At 44.4% G+C, this 18,373-nt stretch carries 13 protein-coding genes and 1 pseudogene; 7 read left to right on the forward strand and 7 right to left on the reverse strand.

Annotated elements, in window-relative coordinates; all coding sequences use genetic code 11:
• Nucleotides 1–21 precede the first annotated feature (21 nt).
• Both AB1L08_RS06085 and rodA read right to left on the reverse strand, forming a co-directional pair.
• A pseudogene (locus tag AB1L08_RS06085) lies at nucleotides 22–264 on the reverse strand (aldehyde dehydrogenase family protein); the annotation flags it as partial.
• Nucleotides 265–398: 134 nt separating this feature from the next.
• A complete protein-coding gene (gene rodA / locus AB1L08_RS06090) occupies nucleotides 399–1,574 on the reverse strand; it encodes a rod shape-determining protein RodA (RefSeq protein ID WP_413063774.1) in 1,176 nt (391 codons plus the stop codon).
• A 378-nt stretch (nucleotides 1,575–1,952) separates the two neighbouring features.
• Here rodA and AB1L08_RS06095 point away from each other — a divergent pair, with 378 nt between their 5' ends.
• A complete protein-coding gene (locus AB1L08_RS06095) occupies nucleotides 1,953–2,102 on the forward strand; it encodes a lmo0937 family membrane protein (RefSeq protein WP_413063775.1) in 150 nt (49 codons plus the stop codon).
• A 137-nt stretch (nucleotides 2,103–2,239) separates the two neighbouring features.
• On the opposite strand, the gene AB1L08_RS06100 is transcribed toward AB1L08_RS06095, so the two are convergent.
• A complete protein-coding gene (locus AB1L08_RS06100; protein WP_413063776.1) occupies nucleotides 2,240–2,689 on the reverse strand; it encodes a GNAT family N-acetyltransferase in 450 nt (149 codons plus the stop codon).
• 1,025 nt (nucleotides 2,690–3,714) lie between these two features.
• On the opposite strand from AB1L08_RS06100, the gene AB1L08_RS06105 reads away from it, so the two are divergent.
• The 6 genes from AB1L08_RS06105 (at nucleotide 3,715) to opp4C (ending at nucleotide 11,660) form a co-directional block, all read left to right on the forward strand.
• Nucleotides 3,715–5,373: a peptide-binding protein gene (locus tag AB1L08_RS06105; RefSeq protein WP_413063777.1), complete on the forward strand. Its 1,659-nt coding sequence runs from the start codon at nucleotides 3,715–3,717 to the stop codon at nucleotides 5,371–5,373.
• 393 nt (nucleotides 5,374–5,766) lie between these two features.
• On the forward strand, nucleotides 5,767–6,747 hold the full coding sequence (locus tag AB1L08_RS06110; protein ID WP_413063778.1) for an ABC transporter ATP-binding protein: 981 nt from the start codon (nucleotides 5,767–5,769) through the stop codon (nucleotides 6,745–6,747).
• Between the two features lie 2 nt (nucleotides 6,748–6,749).
• The gene (locus AB1L08_RS06115) at nucleotides 6,750–7,784 is read left to right on the forward strand and encodes an ABC transporter ATP-binding protein (RefSeq protein WP_413063819.1); all 1,035 of its coding nucleotides are present in this window, start codon (nucleotides 6,750–6,752) and stop codon (nucleotides 7,782–7,784) included.
• A 65-nt stretch (nucleotides 7,785–7,849) separates the two neighbouring features.
• On the forward strand, nucleotides 7,850–9,502 hold the full coding sequence (locus AB1L08_RS06120) for a peptide-binding protein (RefSeq protein ID WP_413063779.1): 1,653 nt from the start codon (nucleotides 7,850–7,852) through the stop codon (nucleotides 9,500–9,502).
• Between the two features lie 295 nt (nucleotides 9,503–9,797).
• The gene (locus AB1L08_RS06125; RefSeq protein WP_413063780.1) at nucleotides 9,798–10,748 is read left to right on the forward strand and encodes an ABC transporter permease; all 951 of its coding nucleotides are present in this window, start codon (nucleotides 9,798–9,800) and stop codon (nucleotides 10,746–10,748) included.
• Between the two features lie 9 nt (nucleotides 10,749–10,757).
• On the forward strand, nucleotides 10,758–11,660 hold the full coding sequence (gene opp4C / locus AB1L08_RS06130; protein WP_413063781.1) for an oligopeptide ABC transporter permease: 903 nt from the start codon (nucleotides 10,758–10,760) through the stop codon (nucleotides 11,658–11,660).
• A 108-nt stretch (nucleotides 11,661–11,768) separates the two neighbouring features.
• Here the strand turns inward: opp4C and AB1L08_RS06135 are convergent, their stop codons facing one another.
• From AB1L08_RS06135 to fdhF, 4 genes are all read right to left on the reverse strand, one after another.
• Entirely contained in the window at nucleotides 11,769–13,001 is a 1,233-nt protein-coding gene (locus AB1L08_RS06135; protein ID WP_413063782.1) for an MDR family MFS transporter, read from the reverse strand.
• 24 nt (nucleotides 13,002–13,025) lie between these two features.
• A complete protein-coding gene (locus AB1L08_RS06140; RefSeq protein ID WP_413063783.1) occupies nucleotides 13,026–13,946 on the reverse strand; it encodes an ArsR/SmtB family transcription factor in 921 nt (306 codons plus the stop codon).
• A gap of 775 nt (nucleotides 13,947–14,721) precedes the next feature.
• Nucleotides 14,722–15,282: a helical membrane plugin domain-containing protein gene (locus AB1L08_RS06145; RefSeq protein WP_413063784.1), complete on the reverse strand. Its 561-nt coding sequence runs from the start codon at nucleotides 15,280–15,282 to the stop codon at nucleotides 14,722–14,724.
• Nucleotides 15,275–18,235, reverse strand: coding sequence for a formate dehydrogenase subunit alpha (fdhF, locus tag AB1L08_RS06150; RefSeq protein ID WP_413063785.1), 2,961 nt, complete (start codon nucleotides 18,233–18,235; stop codon nucleotides 15,275–15,277). The genes AB1L08_RS06145 and fdhF overlap by 8 nt, the downstream gene beginning before the upstream one ends.
• Nucleotides 18,236–18,373 lie beyond the last annotated feature (138 nt).

An 18,373-nucleotide genomic window follows, 5' to 3' on the forward strand; every position in this document is an offset into this window, starting at 1 on the left:
ATCGCTCTGCTGGCCCAATACTTATTCTTTAAACCACCCGGACGGTCCAACGTCCATATTGATATTAATTTGTTTGATCTTTTGAAAGTCTTCAAGACCATACGTACCGAGACTGCGGCCGATACCGCTTTGCTTATAGCCGCCCCACGGCGCTTCGACAAACGTCGGATGGTACGTGTTGATCCAGGTAATGCCCGCACGCAATTTCTTAATAACGCGCATGGCGCGTGCCCCATCTTTTGTAAAAACTCCTCCGGCCAGCCCTCGTTCGATATTTTTTATTTATTCGCAAAAATCATTCCAACTATTAATCCCATTCTAAAGTATAAAAATAAGTCACCTTTGCATCTTTTGTGATTTTAACGATGCAAAAGTGACTTAAGATTTATTTTTGAATTTTATTCTTCTGACGAAAACATATATTTTTTATAATGATACCGGACAGACAGTATGAGTCCGATCGCCATCATATTGGATAAAAGGGAGCTGCCACCGTAGCTGATGAAAGGAAGCGGGATACCCGTGATCGGCAAAAGCCCGATCGTCATGCCGATATTTTGAAACACATGAAACGTGATCATCGAGATAACCCCGACGCAAATATACGAGTAAAATGGATTTTTCGTATCCAGCCCGACTCTTGTAATCTGATAAATCAATAAAAAGAACAAGCTAATAATAATGCTTCCGCCGATAAAACCAAATTCCTCGCCGAGCGTACTGAAAATAAAGTCAGAATGGCTTTCCGGCATGTACACTTCGCGGTTCCCGAATCCCTTTCCGCTCGTTTGCCCCGATCCAATGGCCAGCAGGGATTTCACGAGCTGGAATCCTTCTTTTGATTGATACGTGTATGGATCAATCCATGAGTATATCCGCTTAAATTGGTATTGTTGTACGCCGACATATTTTAACAGTTCCGGCTTTTTGATGGCAAAATACAGGACCATTCCGCCAAATAAAGACACAGCAGAAAAAATGGGAAGCAAAAGCTTCCAAGTAATCCCGGAAACAAACACTATTCCAAGAAAAATCGCCAGGAACACAAGGGATGTTCCAAGGTCTGGCTGTTTTAAAATGAAAGCAACGGGAGCTGCCACAATGATACCCAGCTTGACCAAGAGCCAAAAATCCGTTTTCGTCGTTTTCCGGAAAAATTTTACGTGATGATCGGCCGTAACTTTTGCAAGGACAAGAATCGTAAAAACTTTCATTAACTCCGACGGCTGAATGGCTCCAACTTTAGGTATAAAAAACCAGCTTTGAGCACCGTTTCTCTCCTCTGTTAATTCCCAGTTCCCAGGCGCGAGAAATAAGATGATTAACATCAACAAACCAAATCCATACAAGTACCAGGACACTTTTCTAAGCTGATCGGAATCAAACTGCATGGCAAACGCAGCAACAAATCCACCGATTACATACCACATGATTTGGTTCAATACAAAATTCCTATCATATTGCCCGGTCGTCTGGGCACTGTATATGACAATAACACTTGCAATCATCATTAACATTACCGTTAAAATGATTCCGTAATCCAGTTTGGGGATGGGCTTTTTCTGAGAGGTCATGTTGATTTCTCCTCTTTTATTAAAAATAACACGATACCATCTTAACATTATACTGAATTACAAATGAATTAAAAAGGAACAATTTATGAAGATCCACTATAAAAACAAAAAACAGAGACAGGCGAATACTCTTGCCTGTCCCCATATTCACTTCAAAAACTGCTGCCTGGCCTCCCATGTAAGCTGCCGGCTGCTCCACAATTTGATACATACTGTTTCGGTTCGTATTACGCGGGTTTTATTTTGGGGTTCCCGATCGTATTACGGGGTTCCTCGTGTGCTCTTTTGGAAACATATGGTTGCTGCATGGACAAGCTCTGTTTCAATTTTTCATTTTTGGGTAATTTATGATTAAGCATGCGAAAGGAAGTGAAAAATGTGCTTTGGACTATTATCGGTATCTTAATTGTTCTGTGGATTCTTGGACTTGTTGCCAAAGTGGGCGGCGCTCTGATTCATATTCTTCTCGTGGCAGCGGTCATAATCTTTATTATTAACCTGATTACAGGAAGACGCCATACGGATTGATCAAAACGCATGATCGGACTTGATCTTCCGGATGACGATTTTCCCAGTTTCTTGCGTTGTTCAAGCGCAGCGTTAGAATTTACCTTTCGTCAACAACGCAAAAATGCCGCCATTGGACCATCGGGCGGCCATTTTTGTTAATCCGGGACCTGTAAAACCATATCCACGTGCGGTATCCCTGCATCCAAATAAACTTCTGAAACAGGTTCAAAACCAAATGAGCGATAAAAAGATAATAAATATTCCTGCGCTTGAATTTTCACGCAATTCACCTTTGTATTTTCCTGAACAAACTTTAGGGCCCTTTTTATTAATTCGGTCGCCAAGCCTTTTCCTCTATACGTTTTCCGAACAAGCACCCTGCCTATCGAAAGTTCATGATATGTACTTCCCGGAGGCAAAATTCGTGCATACCCGGCAATTTCTTCGCCACAGGCAGCAAATAAATGAAAAGCAGTCTGATCATGATCATCAAGCTCGCGGTAAGCACATTCCTGTTCTACCACAAAAACATCCACCCTTGCTTGCAATATTTTATACAGTTCAACCGTTGTCAATTGATCGAACGTTTTCAAATGCCATTCCATCGCCATCATTCCTTTTCATTTTAATATAACACGAGACTTAAGTTTCAGAAAAATATTGCAAAACGGTTTTATCATACTGCATTGTTCACACTTATCGATGAGAGGACAGGATGATCATCCTTCCGGCACCCGCCTTTAAATGCATAATTTTACATTTTATGCTAAAAATTGAATAAATATATCGTCATATAATCCTATAAACCGGAACTGTACTATAAGAAAATGGATTCAGGACTTTTGACCTGCGAAAACCCGGGTAGTTAAACCTTTCACAAACGTTCAGACCCGATAGAACCGAAATAATAAGCCATTAGGGGGAGATGTCGATCTGTTTTTATGCTATCCTGCAAGCTGCCCGATACTTTTAATAGATCTTTCCACTCATGAAAAAAATACTGATTTATGGTATATTCAAAAAAATCATTGATACAAATTATTTGATATTTTTGTTCAAAGTTTTCGCATATCAATCTTGTTGATCCGGGAGCTGATGACTTCGTTAAATATATTAATATACCATGAACAACGATCAAACAAAGAAGATTCCAGCAAAGCAGTTAAGCTTTTGAACATGGTCGGAATTCCGTGAAAAAAAATGGATGAACACTATCCCCATCCCCTGTCAGGCGGAACAGCGGGTTCTGATTGCTATGGCGATGAGCTGTTAGCCAAGGCTCTGCACTCGATGTTACGATACAAGCACAAGTATCGGATATCATCAAGGATTTCCATGAGAAGATTAGCTCCTCATCACAGCATTGCTGTCAGCAGTTCCGTATCCACGGAAAAATTGGTCAAACCCCGCGAACCAATTGTATTGAAAGTGAACTTTCCTAATTTGGCAAATCCCCCGCAGGATGCGTATTCCATATCCTCTGCCCGGCGGCCAGGGATATTCGCAGGAGTCTTGAGCCTGTTTTTCATGAACGAAAGAGCATTTTGTTACTTGTCATCTATATCATACGGCAAAATGATTTGAAAGAGGATAATGGGGGCTTTCCACATATACGGAAAGGGGACTTTTAATGAAAAAACCCGCATGGTTACTGCTTGGCATTATACTTTTTCTTTCACTGTTTCTTGGTGGATGCATCGAACAAAACACGGCATCCGATGATCATAAATCTCGGAATGCCGGGAGGCCGTCAGATAATAAAAAACCCGTGGATGGCGGTGATTTAATTATTGGTTCGATCGGTTCACCCATACTTTTTAATCCGCTGTATTCGAATGATGGAGTGAGTGCAGATATTCAAGATTTCATTTTTGAAGGTCTTGTCGGTTCAAGCAAAGAAGACTTTAGCCCTGCAACGGATAAACTGGCCGCCGATGTAGAAGAATCTGAAGACGGCCTGACTTACACAGTCAAATTAAAAGAAGGGATCAAATTTCATGACGGGGAGGACCTGACTGCTGATGATGTTGTCTTTACTTATCGCATTCCCCTGAGCCCCGATTACGACGGGCCCAGAAAATCCTACTTTGAAGCATTGGAAAGTGTTGAAAAAGTAGACGATGAAACAATCAAATTCCGTTTAAACAAAGTTGATGCCCAATTTCAAACCGTTGGATTGAGTTTCGGGATCCTGCCAGAACACATCTTAAAAGACGTTCCGATTCGTGAACTGGCAGAGCATGAATTTAACACAAAAAAACCGATTGGTTCAGGCCCTTTTAAATTTGTCGAATGGGAAGATGGAGAGTACGTAAAAGTTGAAGCTTTTGATGAATACTATCAAGGCAGGCCCCATTTGGACACCATAACCATGAAATTCGTACCTGACACCAATGCGATGCTCACCCAATTAAAAAACCGCGATATTGATTTCTATGCAGGCATCCCGGCTTCCGATATTGAAACAGTAAAGTCTTTCCAGAATGATATCGACATCAAAATTGAAGAAGGATTGGCCCTTTCCTACACATTTTTTGCCGGAAATATGAGAAATGAATTATTCAAAGACAAAAAGGTTCGCCAGGCAATTGCCCACGCCATTGATCGGGAGACAATTGTAAATGAAATTTTGGAAGGACACGGGCAAGTAGCCCATGTGCCCGAAAGTCCCCTGAGCTGGGCATATAATCCGGATGTACCAAAGTTTGAATACGATCCTGAAAAAGCAAAGAAAATGCTTGCCGATGCCGGCTGGAAACCGGGAAAAGACGGTATTCTTAAAAAGGACGGAAAAAGATTTTCCTTTGAGCTGAAGACAAACCATGGCAGTAGAGTAAGAGAAGATATTGTCGTTCTTTTGCAAGAACAATTGAAAAAAGCAGGGATCGAAGCAAAGCCGGTATTTGTAGATTACAGCACACTCATCAACGATGTTAAACCGGGGGTATGGAATTTTGATGCGGTCATTTTCGCCTGGTTACTGGGGACAGATCCGGACCCAAGCAGCTTTTTTCACTCAAAGGAAATTGATAAAGGCCTCAATTTTATCGGCTATACCAATGCTGAACTTGATAGGCTGATGGAAATTCAGCTTCAAGAAAGAGATCTGGAAAAGCGCAAAGAGCTGATTGGAAAAATTCAAGCAAAAATTGCCGAAGATCAACCTTATATTTTGCTTTTCTATCCAACGGAGTTCAGGGCAATGCCAGCAGAACTCGAGGGGTATGAATTCCATCCAAAAAATAAGATATATAAACCTCACCAGTGGTGGCTGAATAAACAAGATTAATGCACAAAAAGAAGAAAACGGTAAGCTTTTCTTTTCATTTTGCCTACTGTAACCTCTCTTGAAGGGAGGTTATTTGCCGTTTGGGCAATATGTTATTTCATTCATATTTTTACAATTTCTGCAAAAAATTAGTTGTCATGAATTACTATTGATCATAATATATTTTTAATAAAAAAAGAAAATGGTATTTACGAACATTCATGTGTAAGTAACCAAGAGGAAAACCCGGAAAAATGACAGCCAGTCCCGGAAACCTCCGCATAACGGAATAGCCCATTATTCTCATGAATAAAAAAATGAATGGTGATATATTTATAGAGAAAACTTTAATCGGAATTTTCAAATGATTATAATTTTGAAATACGTTCGATTTCAACAGGGATGGTGGTAGGAATGACGGCTTTGCTCAAAGTAAAAAACCTAAAAACTTATTTTTTCATCGACAAAAAGGTCATCCGTGCGGTAGACGGGGTGGATATCGAGATCAACAAAGGAGAAACAGTCGCCCTTGTCGGTGAGTCAGGGTCGGGAAAAAGCATGACATCCTTATCTGTCATGAAGTTAATTCCGAATCCCCCGGGAAAAATAGTAGATGGTCAAATACTATTTGATGGTGTTGATTTGCTCCCCCTTCCCGAAGACAAAATGTACCGCGTTCGCGGGAATGCCATATCGATGATTTTTCAAGAGCCAATGACTTCATTAAACCCTGTTTTGACGATCGGAGAACAAATTACGGAGGTATTAATCTACCATAAAAAGCTGTCTAAAAAAGAAGCAGCGGCAAAAGCGGTAGAGTTGCTGAAAATGGTCGGATTTTCCCGGGCAAAGGAAATGATGAATGACTATCCACACCGCCTTTCGGGCGGCATGAGACAGCGGGTTATGATCGCCATTGCCATGAGCTGCAATCCCAAACTGCTGATCGCCGATGAACCGACAACAGCACTCGATGTCACAATACAAGCCCAAATTTTGGACATCATGAAAGATTTAAATGAGAACTTTGGAACATCAATTCTTTTAATTACCCACGATCTTGGCGTTGTGTCCGAAATAGCCGACAAAGTGCTGGTCATGTATTGCGGACAAGTGGTCGAGGAATCTCCGGTGGACGACCTGTTTGACGAACCGCTTCACCCATACACGATTGGCCTGCTTAAATCAATTCCTTCCATCGATCATGACACCGGAAAATTGATTCCGGTTCAGGGAAACATTCCCTCACCGGAAAATTTCCCGAAGGGCTGCCGTTTTGCCCCCCGCTGCCCTCACGTATTTGACCGCTGCCTTGCGGAAAGCCCCCATCTGATAAATGTGGACACAGACCGTTCAGTGCGCTGCTTTTTATACGATAACAAGGGGGATGAATGATGATGCCGATTGTACTTGCTAAAAATAAAAGGCCGTCCGAAAAAGAAAACAGATATATATTGGAAGCCATCAATGTCAAGAAACATTTCCCGATCAAAGCGGGGGTATTTCAACAGACAGTTGGCCAAATAAAAGCAGTAGACGGCATCAGCCTGTACGTAAAAAAAGGGGAAACGCTCGGAATTGTCGGGGAGTCCGGTTCCGGAAAGTCGACAGCCGGAAGGACGTTTGTCCGCCTGTATGAACCGACGGCTGGAAAAGTTTTGTTTAAAGGAAAGGATATCTCTCGATTGCCGGAACGGGAACTGACGCGATTTGTCAGAAAAAATATCCAAATGATTTTTCAGGACCCGTATGCTTCCTTGAATCCGAGGAAACAGCTCAGGTCCATCCTGAATGAACCTTTTACGACCCATCGTCTTTACGACAGAAAAATGCGTGACCAGAAAATTTCCGAACTTCTCTTGAAGGTAGGGCTAAGCCCTTCCTATATGAACCGCTATCCGCATGAATTTTCAGGCGGCCAGCGCCAGCGGATCGGCATCGCAAGGGCATTGGCCCTCCAGCCTGAATTAATCATTGCGGATGAGGCTGTTTCAGCGCTTGACGTCTCCATTCAGGCGCAAATTATCAATTTGATGGAAGAGCTGCAGGAAGAGTTCGGTCTTACTTATATTTTCATATCACATGACTTGAGCGTCGTGCGCCACATCAGCAGCCGGGTGGCCGTCATGTATCTTGGAAAAATCATGGAGTTTGCCAATAAAAAGGATTTATATGAAGACCCGCTCCACCCGTATACTCAGGCGCTGTTGTCCGCTGTCCCGGTTCCCCGGAAAAAGGGTGCCGTCAAACGGGAAAGGATCGTCTTGAAAGGAGACGTGCCCAACCCGGCAAATCCGCCGGCAGGATGTGTCTTCCATACCCGCTGTCCGGCAGCCATGGATATTTGCAGGAACATTGAGCCGGTTTTTCAAGAGATAAAGACAGAGCATTTTGTTGCATGCCATTTATATGAAAATCATAAAATCCTTTGAAAGGGGTGATACATGGCGCCGCTCTTTTGGGGTTTTATGCAACATAAATGAAGGAGGTTTGTACGATGAAAAGACCTGCATGGTTACTGCTCAGTTTGATGCTTGTCCTTTCGCTTTTTCTTGGCGCGTGCAGCGGAAACAAAACCGGAACCGGGGAAGGCAAGCCAAAGGAAGATAAAGCGCCGGCAGAAAATAAGGAGCCAGTGGATGGCGGAGATCTGGTTATCGGAACATCCGGATCACCCACGCTTTTTAACCCGCTTTATTCCGACGATACGGCGAGCGGCGATATTGAAGACCTCATTTTCGAGGGCTTGGTCGGCTCCAGTAAAGAAGACCTTTCTCCCACTACAGATGCGCTCGCTGAAACTGTGGAAGAATCAGAAGACGGCCTGACCTACACAGTCAAATTAAAGGAAGGCATCAAGTTCCATGACGGCGAAGACTTGACTGCCGATGATGTCGTTTTTACTTACAGCATTCCGTTAAGCGATGATTATGACGGACCGAGAATGTCTGAATTCGAGGCACTGGATCGTGTTGAAAAAGTAGACGACTTGACCGTCAAATTTCATTTAAAGAGAGTAGACGCCCAATTCCATTCCGTTGGTTTGGGATTTGGCATCTTGCCGGAGCATATTCTGAAAGATGTTCCCATCGCTGATCTTGGCGAGCATGAATTTAATACGAAAAAACCGATTGGTTCCGGTCCCTTTAAATTTGTTGAGTGGAAAGACGGGGAATACGTAAAAGTGGAAGCTTTTGAAGATTATTATCAAGGCAGGCCGCATTTGGACTCCATCTCGTTTAAAATTATCCCGGATGCAAATGCCATGCTGACCCAACTGCAAAACCGCGACATTGATTTCTGGTCAGGCGTCCCGCCTTCCGATATCGAAACGGTTAAATCTTTCCAGGATGAAGCCGGAATTAAAATTGAAGAAGGGTTGGCACTTTCCTATACTTTTTTCACCGGCAACTTGCGCAACGAATTATTTAAAGATAAAAATGTCCGCCAGGCGATCACTCATGCCATTGACAGGGAAGCAATCGTCAATGAGATTCTGGAAGGACACGGGGAAGTTGCCCACGTTCCGGAAAGCCCTGTAAGCTGGGCATACAATCCGGATGTACCCAAGTTTGATTACGATCCGGAAAAAGCGAAGAAATTGCTCGCTGAAGCCGGCTGGAAACCGGGCAAAGACGGCATTCTTGAAAAAGACGGCAAGAGATTTTCGTTTGAAGTAAAAACCAACCAAGGAAACAAAGCCCGCGAGGATATTGTCGTACTGCTTCAGGAGCAGCTGAAGGAAGTCGGCATTGAGGCGAAGCCAAAGGTCGTGGAATTCAGTTCTCTAATTGCCGATTTGGATCCCGGCGTTTGGGACTTTGACGCGATTGTTTTGGGCTGGGCACTGGCAACGGACCCGGATCCAAGCGGTATTTTCCATACAAAGGAAATTGAAAAAGGCTTAAACTTTCACGCGTATTCCAATCCCGAGCTTGATAAACTGATGGACCAGCAGCTGCAGGAGAAAGACAAGGAAAAACGAAAAGAAATGCTTGGTGAAATTCAGGCAAAGCTGGCAGAAGACCAGCCGTACACATTCCTTTACTACCCGATAGAATTCAGGGCCATGCCGGCAGAAATGCAAGGCTACGAATTCCATCCCAGAGTGCCGATTTATAAACCCCATCAATGGTGGCTTGATAAGTAAGATGAAGGAATATGGGGAAATGGACACCCGTTTCCCCTTTTCCTTTTAGAGGATGTTTAAAAAGTCGCCAAATGATAAGCGGCGAATCTCTTCGTTGGCTCGTTTTTGCGCTGCTCATGTATTTAAAAATACATTCCGCTGCTCAAAACTTCGCCGCCCCACCCTTCTTGCGACGCACGATGTGCTAGTGCCGACGTTGCTACAGGACGCGGGCCTTTAATCGGCCTTCTGATTTGTCAACTTTTTGAACACGGATTTTTAACAAGATTTTGATTCAGTGGAAGGGGGAATTCGAATGACTTCTTATATTATTCGCCGGGTTCTTATGGCAATACCGTTGTTGATCGGAATCACGATTATTTCTTTTGCCATTATTCAAGCAGCGCCGGGCGGTCCTACAACTTTGTTGATGGACCCGAAAATAAAGCCGGAAGACAAAATAAAATTTGAAGAAAAATACGGATTAAACGATCCCGTTCATGTCCAATACGGCAAATGGCTCGGGAATATGCTGAAAGGCGATTTCGGCACTTCCCTTATCAGAAGAGGTGTGCCTGTCAGTGAAATGGTCATGAACCGCCTGCCCAACACCCTTTTATTAATGGGTACATCCACGCTCATTGCTTTCCTCATTGCAGTTCCGCTCGGAATATTTTCGGCCACAAGACCCTATACGAAACTGGATTATACAGTGACGGTAGGCTCATTTCTCGGCGTGGCTACCCCAAATTTTTGGCTCGGCCTGATGATGATTATTTTTTTCGGTGTTCAGCTTGGGTGGTTCCCGACCGGCGGTGTGGCGACACTTAATGCCCCATTCAGCATATGGGACAGGCTCCATCACCTTGTGATGCCGGCTTTTGTACTGGCCGCGGCCGACATGGCTGCCCTAACCCGCTATACCCGCTCGAGCATGCTGGAGGTATTGCAGCAGGATTACATCAGAACGGCCAAATCGAAAGGGTTCAGGGAGCGGACAGTCGTATTAAAGCACGGGCTGCGAAACGGACTGATTCCCATTATCACCATGTTCGGATTGATACTCCCTAATCTCATCGGAGGGGCGGCCATTACTGAATCGGTTTTTGGTTGGCCGGGAATAGGCAGATTGTTTATTGAATCGGCTTTTACTCGCGACTATCCTGTCATCATGGCATTGACGGTTCTGACAGCCGTATTCGTTGTTATTGGAAATTTATTGGCCGATATTTTGTACGCCATTTTTGATCCGCGGATCGAGTATTAAGGAGGTGTGATGGTGCAATCTAACCATGAAACAATTCGGATGAATCCCAACATACAGGAGAAACCGGAAACACTTACAAAATTATTTATTCGCAAGTTCAAAAAAAATAAACTGGCCGTTTTGGGCGCCGTTGTACTGCTGATTATCATCCTCTCCGCTTTGCTCGCCCCGTGGATTGCCCCTTGCAATCCCGGGCAGACAAACCTGGCAAACAAATTGGCGCCGCCGGGCGCCGACCATTGGCTCGGAACCGACAGGTTTGGCAGGGATGTTTTTTCACGTTTATTGTATGGGGGAAGGATTTCCCTGCTGGTGGGCTTTGGCTCTGTTGCGGGCGCACTTGTGATTGGAACGACAATCGGCGCAGTCGCCGGATACTGCGGTGGGATCATTGACGCTATTTTAATGAGGTTTGTCGATATCGTCATTTCTATTCCGTCTATTTTCCTGCTGATTACAATTGTTGCGATTTTTCAGCCGGGCGTTGAAAAGCTGATTTTCATTCTTGCCATTACGTCATGGACAACTACTGCGAGAATTGTCCGGGGAGAATTTTTATCCTTGCGGACGAGGGAGTTTGTGCTTGCCTCCAAAACGATCGGGACAAGGCCTTCCAAAATTATTTTTAGCCATATATTGCCCAATGCCATGGGACCGATTATAGTTACCGCAACATTATTGATTGGAACCGTCATTTTGACTGAAGCCGCACTGAGCTATTTGGGCCTCGGTGTCCAACCGCCAACGCCCAGCTGGGGAAACATGCTCGAAGATGCGCAAAACTTTACGGTACTCCTGAAAGCTCCCTGGTATCCGGCATTCCCCGGGTTAATGATTTTAATTACAGTGTTGTGCTTTAACTTTGTCGGAGACGGCCTGCGTGATGCGCTTGATCCGAAAGGGAATTTATAAAGGAAAGGGATGGGGTGATGCAATAATGTACATGCGTTCGTGAACACGGCTAAGGATGGGGCAAAAAGCAGACTTTGGGAGTGGGCGATGGTACATGATGCCCCAAAGTTATAATACAACGCTATTGCCCCTTTTGTTGATGCTTTTGCGATCTTGAATGATTTGTCCGCGCCAAAAAAAGAAGATACTCATGATTCCCAGAAGTGCAAATCCTAAAAACATCACACTGCCGCCAAAATGCAGTAACAAGTATCCACCCGCCAAAGGTCCAAAGAAATTTCCGACACCCGTCAAGTTTTGGGCCCCATAATACATTCCACGCAGGCGATCGGGTGTAATATGATCAATCAACATATACTCCGACGGGATGACCATCGTCTCCCCAATCGTAAAGATCACCATACATAATATCAGCGTAAACCAGCCAGTAGCGAATGCAAAACCGCTCATTCCCATTGAAAAGAGAACACTGCCTGCAACGACTATCGTAAACGGCTTAAAACGCTCGGCCCATCTCGAAATAGGGTATTGAAACAAAATGACACATACACTGTTCACGGTTAGAACTGAAGTGTAAAGCAGCGTACCATTTATAAAATGCTCATTTAAATATTGCTGCATCGTGACAGACCACTGTCCATATACAGTCGTACTGACGAGACCTCCCAATACAAAAAAGAAAAGGGCCTTATCATATTTGATGACACGAAACGCTCCTTTGATCGTATGCGATTCTTTTAATTGCTCCCCTTCAATCTGTTTAATGCCATATTTATTTAATAATACATGCAGAAGAACGCTATACCCGCCATATAAACAACCTGTGGCAAAAAATGGATCAACCGTTTCTTTCAGCCATAAATAAGCCCCGATAGAAGGACCAATCGCATATCCGATATTATGGATCGTATAGCGGATGGAGAACACGCGCATCCTGCGATCAACAGCTGTCAGGTCGGCAGCCAATGCTTTGGATACCGGGGCAAAAAAAGAGGTGCTTACGCCCTGCAACAGTAGCATCAAAATGAGGAAATACACTTGCTTCGATAACATGAATCCAAAAAAAATGAAGGAGGATGCGTATAAAGAACCCAACATCACCTTTCTTCGTCCGATAAAATCCGATACAACACCGGCGACAAAGCCGCTAAACGTAGCCGCCAGTGATCCGCTTCCTATTATTAAAGCAATTTTCACTGGATCTAAGTGATGTTCCTTTACTAAATATAAAGGGAAATACAATATACTGATGCAACTTCCGATCGCTAAGACCAACGTACCAAAAAGCAATGTATTGACAATTGGATGATACTGATTGAATGTTTGAACAAATTTATTCATCATGTATCTCCCTTACCTGTTTTTTTACTCGTTGATGAACGCCATGATTTGCTCCCCAAGCTTTTCGATTGTACTTGTTCTCAAGCTGTATTTCTGTGCCGTTGATTTGCCAAAGTGATGGGCACGGATCAATCCCGCTCTTCTTAATGCAGTGATATGGTGATTGGTTGTGCTTTTTGCCAATCCAAGAAGTTTGTGAATCTCGGCAAAATTAGCTGGTTGCTGATTCAGTGCCCGCAAGATTTTTAAACGATTGGAATCCGCAAGTGCTTGAGTAATGGAAACCAGTGAATACATCTTCCCGCCAACTTCTCCATTGGCCGTTTTCATTGCACTCGTGGATGGATAGAGGCACGTACAAATATGTTCATGGAAATCTAAAATGGCAGCAGGATAATAGTGATATTGCGGCGTTAAAATAACCGTCTTTACTTCTTCCGTTTCTTCAAGCCTAATCCCGTTTGTTGCTTCTTCGATGAGATCAATTGGAGAAAGAGTTGTGAGCAGCCGTTCCTTTTCATCCGCATCTTTTTCCAAAGCTTGCAAGATATTGGCATCCATGTGTTGAAAGTATTGCTCATTCCACTTTGCCAATAGATATACCATTCGATCGCGGATCTCTCCAAGATTGCCCGGAATGGAACGTACCCATGGAGAGAGGAGCTCATAAATGTCTCCTGCCGGCTGGTTTTGCAGCCATGAAAGGAATGCATCTGCCGTCTGATCACCTTTATACTGCCAAACAAGCAAATTTAGGCGATGCAATACTTCAAAACGTTCATCAGCCAATTGTCCGGCAAATTGCGGGGCCAATTTCCGCTTGGTTTCACGAAACCAGTCATCCTGCAAGAATAAATGTTTGACTTGCTTATGGTAGATATACTTATAGAGACTGTTAATCAATTCATAAACAGGTGAAAAATCAATGACAAGCTGATATCCCATCATATCCTCCCTTATATCCGATTTGTTCTATATAAAGCGAACTTGATATTAGTTCTATTATACACGAACTAAAGGAACATACAGACCACTAATTTTCGACAAATTACACATCTGTTAAAATTGGAGTTACCCGGGCATCTTCCATTCGCTATCTCATAAAGCCCCATGCCATAAGAAAAGCGCAAGCGCATTGCCCGTCGACGTACAGACTGGAGTGCCTCCGACGAGATAAAGGATACACGGCGACGAAGGCAGGCTCAAGCAGCGACGTCCTCGAAAAAGCTTCGCTTTTCCTTCGTGCGATGCAGATGCTCCCGAAGCTTTCCTTGTCCTGTCGCTTCGCCTGCACTAGCACATCCTGTGCGTGACCCAAATCATCCGTTCCCACGCTTTGCCGTCACGTAGAAACTCTCTATGTGACCCCAATCAACCGTTCTCACGCTTTTCGGTCACGTAGAGCCTCTCTTTGTGACCCAAATCATCCGTTCTCACGCTTTTCGGTCACGTAGAGCCTCTCTTTGTGACCCAATCAACCGTTCTCACGCTTTTCGGTCACGTAGATACTCTCTATGTGACCCCAATCAACCGTTCTCACACTTTTCGGTCACGTAGTAGCATCAAAACGAAAAGTTATATTCACAAATAGTACGTTCAATAACAAAAAAGCCGGGATCACCCCGGCTTTTTTCGCATTAGGAAGTATAAAATTGTTAATGCCCCAAATATAAGGGAAATGAGGAAACTTCAACACCTGTAGGCAGGGCGTTTGCGCTTCTTATCTTTTTGGCTCCAATGTTTCTCCGCTGTCCATCATCTGTTTTTCATCCGGAGATGATGACGGTTTGTTTTTTTCCAAATTGCTCATATCCTGTCCCATTCCTTTTAAAAATTCGAGGATCAATGTAATGGCCCTGTTGATTTCAGGATCCTTTAAAGCGCGGGCCAGGCCAATATAGCCCGTTTTTCCATCTTGCTGCCCCTCACTTTCGGCAACCTTCGCGACTCCCGCATTGAGCTTTAAAAGGAATGGTTCAAGCTGGGTGACATTGATCATGCCAATTGTGCCAAGCAGGAGCAGGATATTTTTGATCGAATTTTTATTTTCGTTCATATTCGCAGTGTTGACGAGAATATCCAGTACTTTGTCACCCTGGCCCAACAGCCCTTTTACGAGATCAAGGATCCCCCTTTGTTTCAGGTAGCCAATAATTTCCATGATATCAAGTACAGCATCTTTGTGATTTAAAAGCGCCTCTTCTATTTCTTGCAACTCTTTTTGCTTCTGTTTTTGGATATCGGGGACTTGAAACTGAATATCTTTAATCGGTTCAGCCATGTGTCGCCTTGTCCTCCCTTTTTATAAAATCGCCCGGGAATACGTAATCAGGCCTTGCCCATTTTCTTTCCACTTCCACTCCTCTTTGCGGCTGGGGGTTTCCAAATCTGTGGTTAATGCGCGGGAGCGGGTCTTTTCCTTTTTCTTCAATCACTTCAAGCTTGACCATAACGTCCTTATAGGCAGGTGTATCGGTATCTTTATCGGCATAGCTGCTCGTCAGTTTGTTGATCGTCCCTTTGTCCATATTATTCATCGGCAAATACACTTCCTTGCCTTTTACACGGTCGGTCACATGAACCGGAACTTCTACCTGGCCGTATGGCGACGTCAGCCGGACAAGCGTCCCGCTTGCCAGTTTTCGTTCCCGCGCCAATTCCGGGGATACTTCCAGGAATACGCTCGGTGTTTTTGAAGAAATGCCTTCGGACCGGTATGTCATGTTTCCTTCGTGGAAATGCTCCAGCAAACGGCCATTATTGACATGAATATCATATTGTTCCTCATACTCAAGCGGCCTTGTCCATTGGACGGGGAATAAGCGTGCTTTTCCGTCCGGGAATGGAAATCCGTCTGTAAAGAGAAGCGGGCTGTCTGTTCCATCTTCTTTTACAGGCCACTGCAGGCTGTTATATCCTTCCAGCAGTTCATACCTGACGCCGGCAAATTGTGAAGCAAGGCTGGCAGCCTCTTCCATGATTTCGCTTGGATGTTCATATTTCCAGCCAGCTCCGAGCCTGTTGGCGATCTCCATAATAATTTGCCAATCCGGCTTGGACTCGCCAAGCGGTTCAAACACTTGGTAAAGCCTTTGGATTCTGCGCTCCGTATTTGTAAAAGTACCTTCCTTTTCCAGGCTTGGTGCAGCCGGAAGAACAACGTCGGCGTACTGGGCCGTTTTTGAAAAAAAGATGTCCTGTACGATAAAGAAGTCCAGTTTTTCAAATCCAGCCTGTACGTAATTGATATTCGAATCAACGAGGGCCATCTCTTCCCCTTTCAAATATAGCGCCCTTAACTTGCCGTCATGCATGGCATCGACCATTTCGTGGTTGTTCAATCCAGGATGTTCCGGCAGTTTTACGCCCCAGCCCTTTTCATATTTGGTCCGTACCTGCTCGTCTGCCACTTTTTCATATCCGGGAAACCGATCCGGCATGCTGCCAAAATCACTTGCTCCCTGAACATTGTTGTGCCCGCGAAGCGGATAGGCCCCTGTACCCGGCCGTCCATAATTTCCGGTAACAAGCAGGAGGTTGGATATCGCTGTGCTCGTATCACTTCCGCCGAGTTGCTGGGTAACGCCCATCGCCCACAGGACGACCATGCTCTTTGATTCGTGAATCATTTCCGCCACTTTGATGAGCGTTTCCTTTGATACGCCCGTTTCTTTTTCTGCAAATTCCAGCGTGTATGGATCTAAACTGCTGCGATATACATCAAAGCCGTTGACCTTGGATTGGATGAAGGACTCATCTGCCCACCCTTGATCGATGATATATTTAGTTACGGCGGATAACCATACGATGTCGGACGATGGCCTGGGTTTCATGTACACATCTGCCCTTTGGGCCATCTCATGTTTTCTCAAGTCCGCAACAACGAGCTTTTGCCCCTTCAGTTTATGGGAACGCTTTACCCTTGTCGCCAGGACTGGATGAGATTCGGCGGTGTTGGAACCGATGATCAATACCATGTCAGACTGCTCAATATCTTTGATGGAACCGGAATCTCCCCCGTACCCCACTGTCCTGAACAAACCCATCGTTGCAGGCGATTGACAGTAGCGGGAACAGTTGTCAATATTATTCGTACCGACAACGCCTCTTGCCAATTTCTGCATTAAATAAGATTCTTCATTTGTGCATTTTGAAGAGCTGATAAAGCCAAGTGCATCAGGTCCGAATTCATTTTTTATGGCGGTCAATTTTTCTGCAATAAGGGTTAAGGCTTCTTCCCATTCTGCCTCCCGGAAAACATTTCCATCCCGGATGAGCGGCTTTTTCAATCGTTCCTCGCTATTTACGAAATCCCAGCCAAACTTTCCTTTTACACAGGTGGAAATGCCATTTGCAGGCGCTTTCACCGTTGGCTCCACTTTCAGGATTTTCCGTCCTTTTGTCCAAATATCAAAGCTGCAGCCCACACCGCAATATGTGCAGACGGTTTTTGTCTTTTGAATCCGCTCTTCCCTCATTGCAGCTTCCATATCGGAAATCGCCAAGATGGACCCATATCCGGTTTCAACGTCTTTGGTCAAATCAATCATCGGGCGCAGCGTCTCTCTTTTAAGCCCCGTTAAATACCCTGCTTCACCTTCCATTCCCTTTTCCATCATGGCGTTGCAAGGACAGACGGTAGAGCAGTGGCCGCACGATACACATGATGATTCATTGATCGGAACGTCGTTGTCCCAAATGACGCGCGGATGCTCCCGCTCCCAATCTATTGTGAGCGTTTCTGTTACTTGGACGTTTTGGCACGCTTCCACGCAGCGTCCGCACAAGATGCATTGATCGGGATCATAGCGGTAAAACGGATGGGAGTCATCCACTTCATACGGCTTCGGCTCAAACGGAATGCTTTGATGGTTGATCTTCATCTCTTTTACCGTGTTATGTACCTCGCACGTCCCATTATTGTAATCACAAACGGTACAATACAATTCATGGTTGTGCAAAATTTGATCCATTGCGACGACTTGTGCTTTTTTTACGTCATCCGCTGCCGTCTCAACGACATCTCCGGCTTTGATTTCAGTTGAACATGATCTGACGAATTCACCGTTCACCTTTACGAGGCACGTGTCACACGTTTCGAGCGCTCCGAGGCTCGGATGAAAACAAACATCCGGAACTGAAATTTCCAGTGCTTTCAATGTTTCCATTACAGTTCCGGTGCCTTTTATTTGAATCTTTTCGCCGTTAATCGTTACAAAGTATTCTTTTGCCACCTTGTTCTCTCCTTTCCGAAATATTTTAGAAAGTTCCGATTAGTTAAAAGTCTAACATAAGGGCTTCCATTTTTAAACGATAAAGCTCCCTATTTCAATTCAACATGATTTACCCCAATGCCCCAAATTAAAAACAAG

The sequence above is a fragment of the Siminovitchia jepli genome, assembly GCF_047228825.1.
GTDB lineage: Bacteria > Bacillota > Bacilli > Bacillales > Bacillaceae_C > Siminovitchia.

Bases quoted from the DNA above. Each gene is read 5' to 3' on its own strand.
- rodA (WP_413063774.1), bottom strand. From the start codon at position 1,574: ATGACCTCTCAGAAAAAGCCCATCCCCAAACTGGATTACGGAATCATT.
- AB1L08_RS06100 (WP_413063776.1), bottom strand. From the start codon at position 2,689: ATGGAATGGCATTTGAAAACGTTCGATCAATTGACAACGGTTGAACTG.
- AB1L08_RS06105 (WP_413063777.1), top strand. From the start codon at position 3,715: ATGAAAAAACCCGCATGGTTACTGCTTGGCATTATACTTTTTCTTTCA.
- AB1L08_RS06110 (WP_413063778.1), top strand. From the start codon at position 5,767: ATGACGGCTTTGCTCAAAGTAAAAAACCTAAAAACTTATTTTTTCATC.
- AB1L08_RS06115 (WP_413063819.1), top strand. From the start codon at position 6,750: ATGCCGATTGTACTTGCTAAAAATAAAAGGCCGTCCGAAAAAGAAAAC.
- AB1L08_RS06120 (WP_413063779.1), top strand. From the start codon at position 7,850: ATGAAAAGACCTGCATGGTTACTGCTCAGTTTGATGCTTGTCCTTTCG.
- AB1L08_RS06125 (WP_413063780.1), top strand. From the start codon at position 9,798: ATGACTTCTTATATTATTCGCCGGGTTCTTATGGCAATACCGTTGTTG.
- opp4C (WP_413063781.1), top strand. From the start codon at position 10,758: ATGGTGCAATCTAACCATGAAACAATTCGGATGAATCCCAACATACAG.
- AB1L08_RS06135 (WP_413063782.1), bottom strand. From the start codon at position 13,001: ATGAATAAATTTGTTCAAACATTCAATCAGTATCATCCAATTGTCAAT.
- AB1L08_RS06140 (WP_413063783.1), bottom strand. From the start codon at position 13,946: ATGGGATATCAGCTTGTCATTGATTTTTCACCTGTTTATGAATTGATT.
- AB1L08_RS06145 (WP_413063784.1), bottom strand. From the start codon at position 15,282: ATGGCTGAACCGATTAAAGATATTCAGTTTCAAGTCCCCGATATCCAA.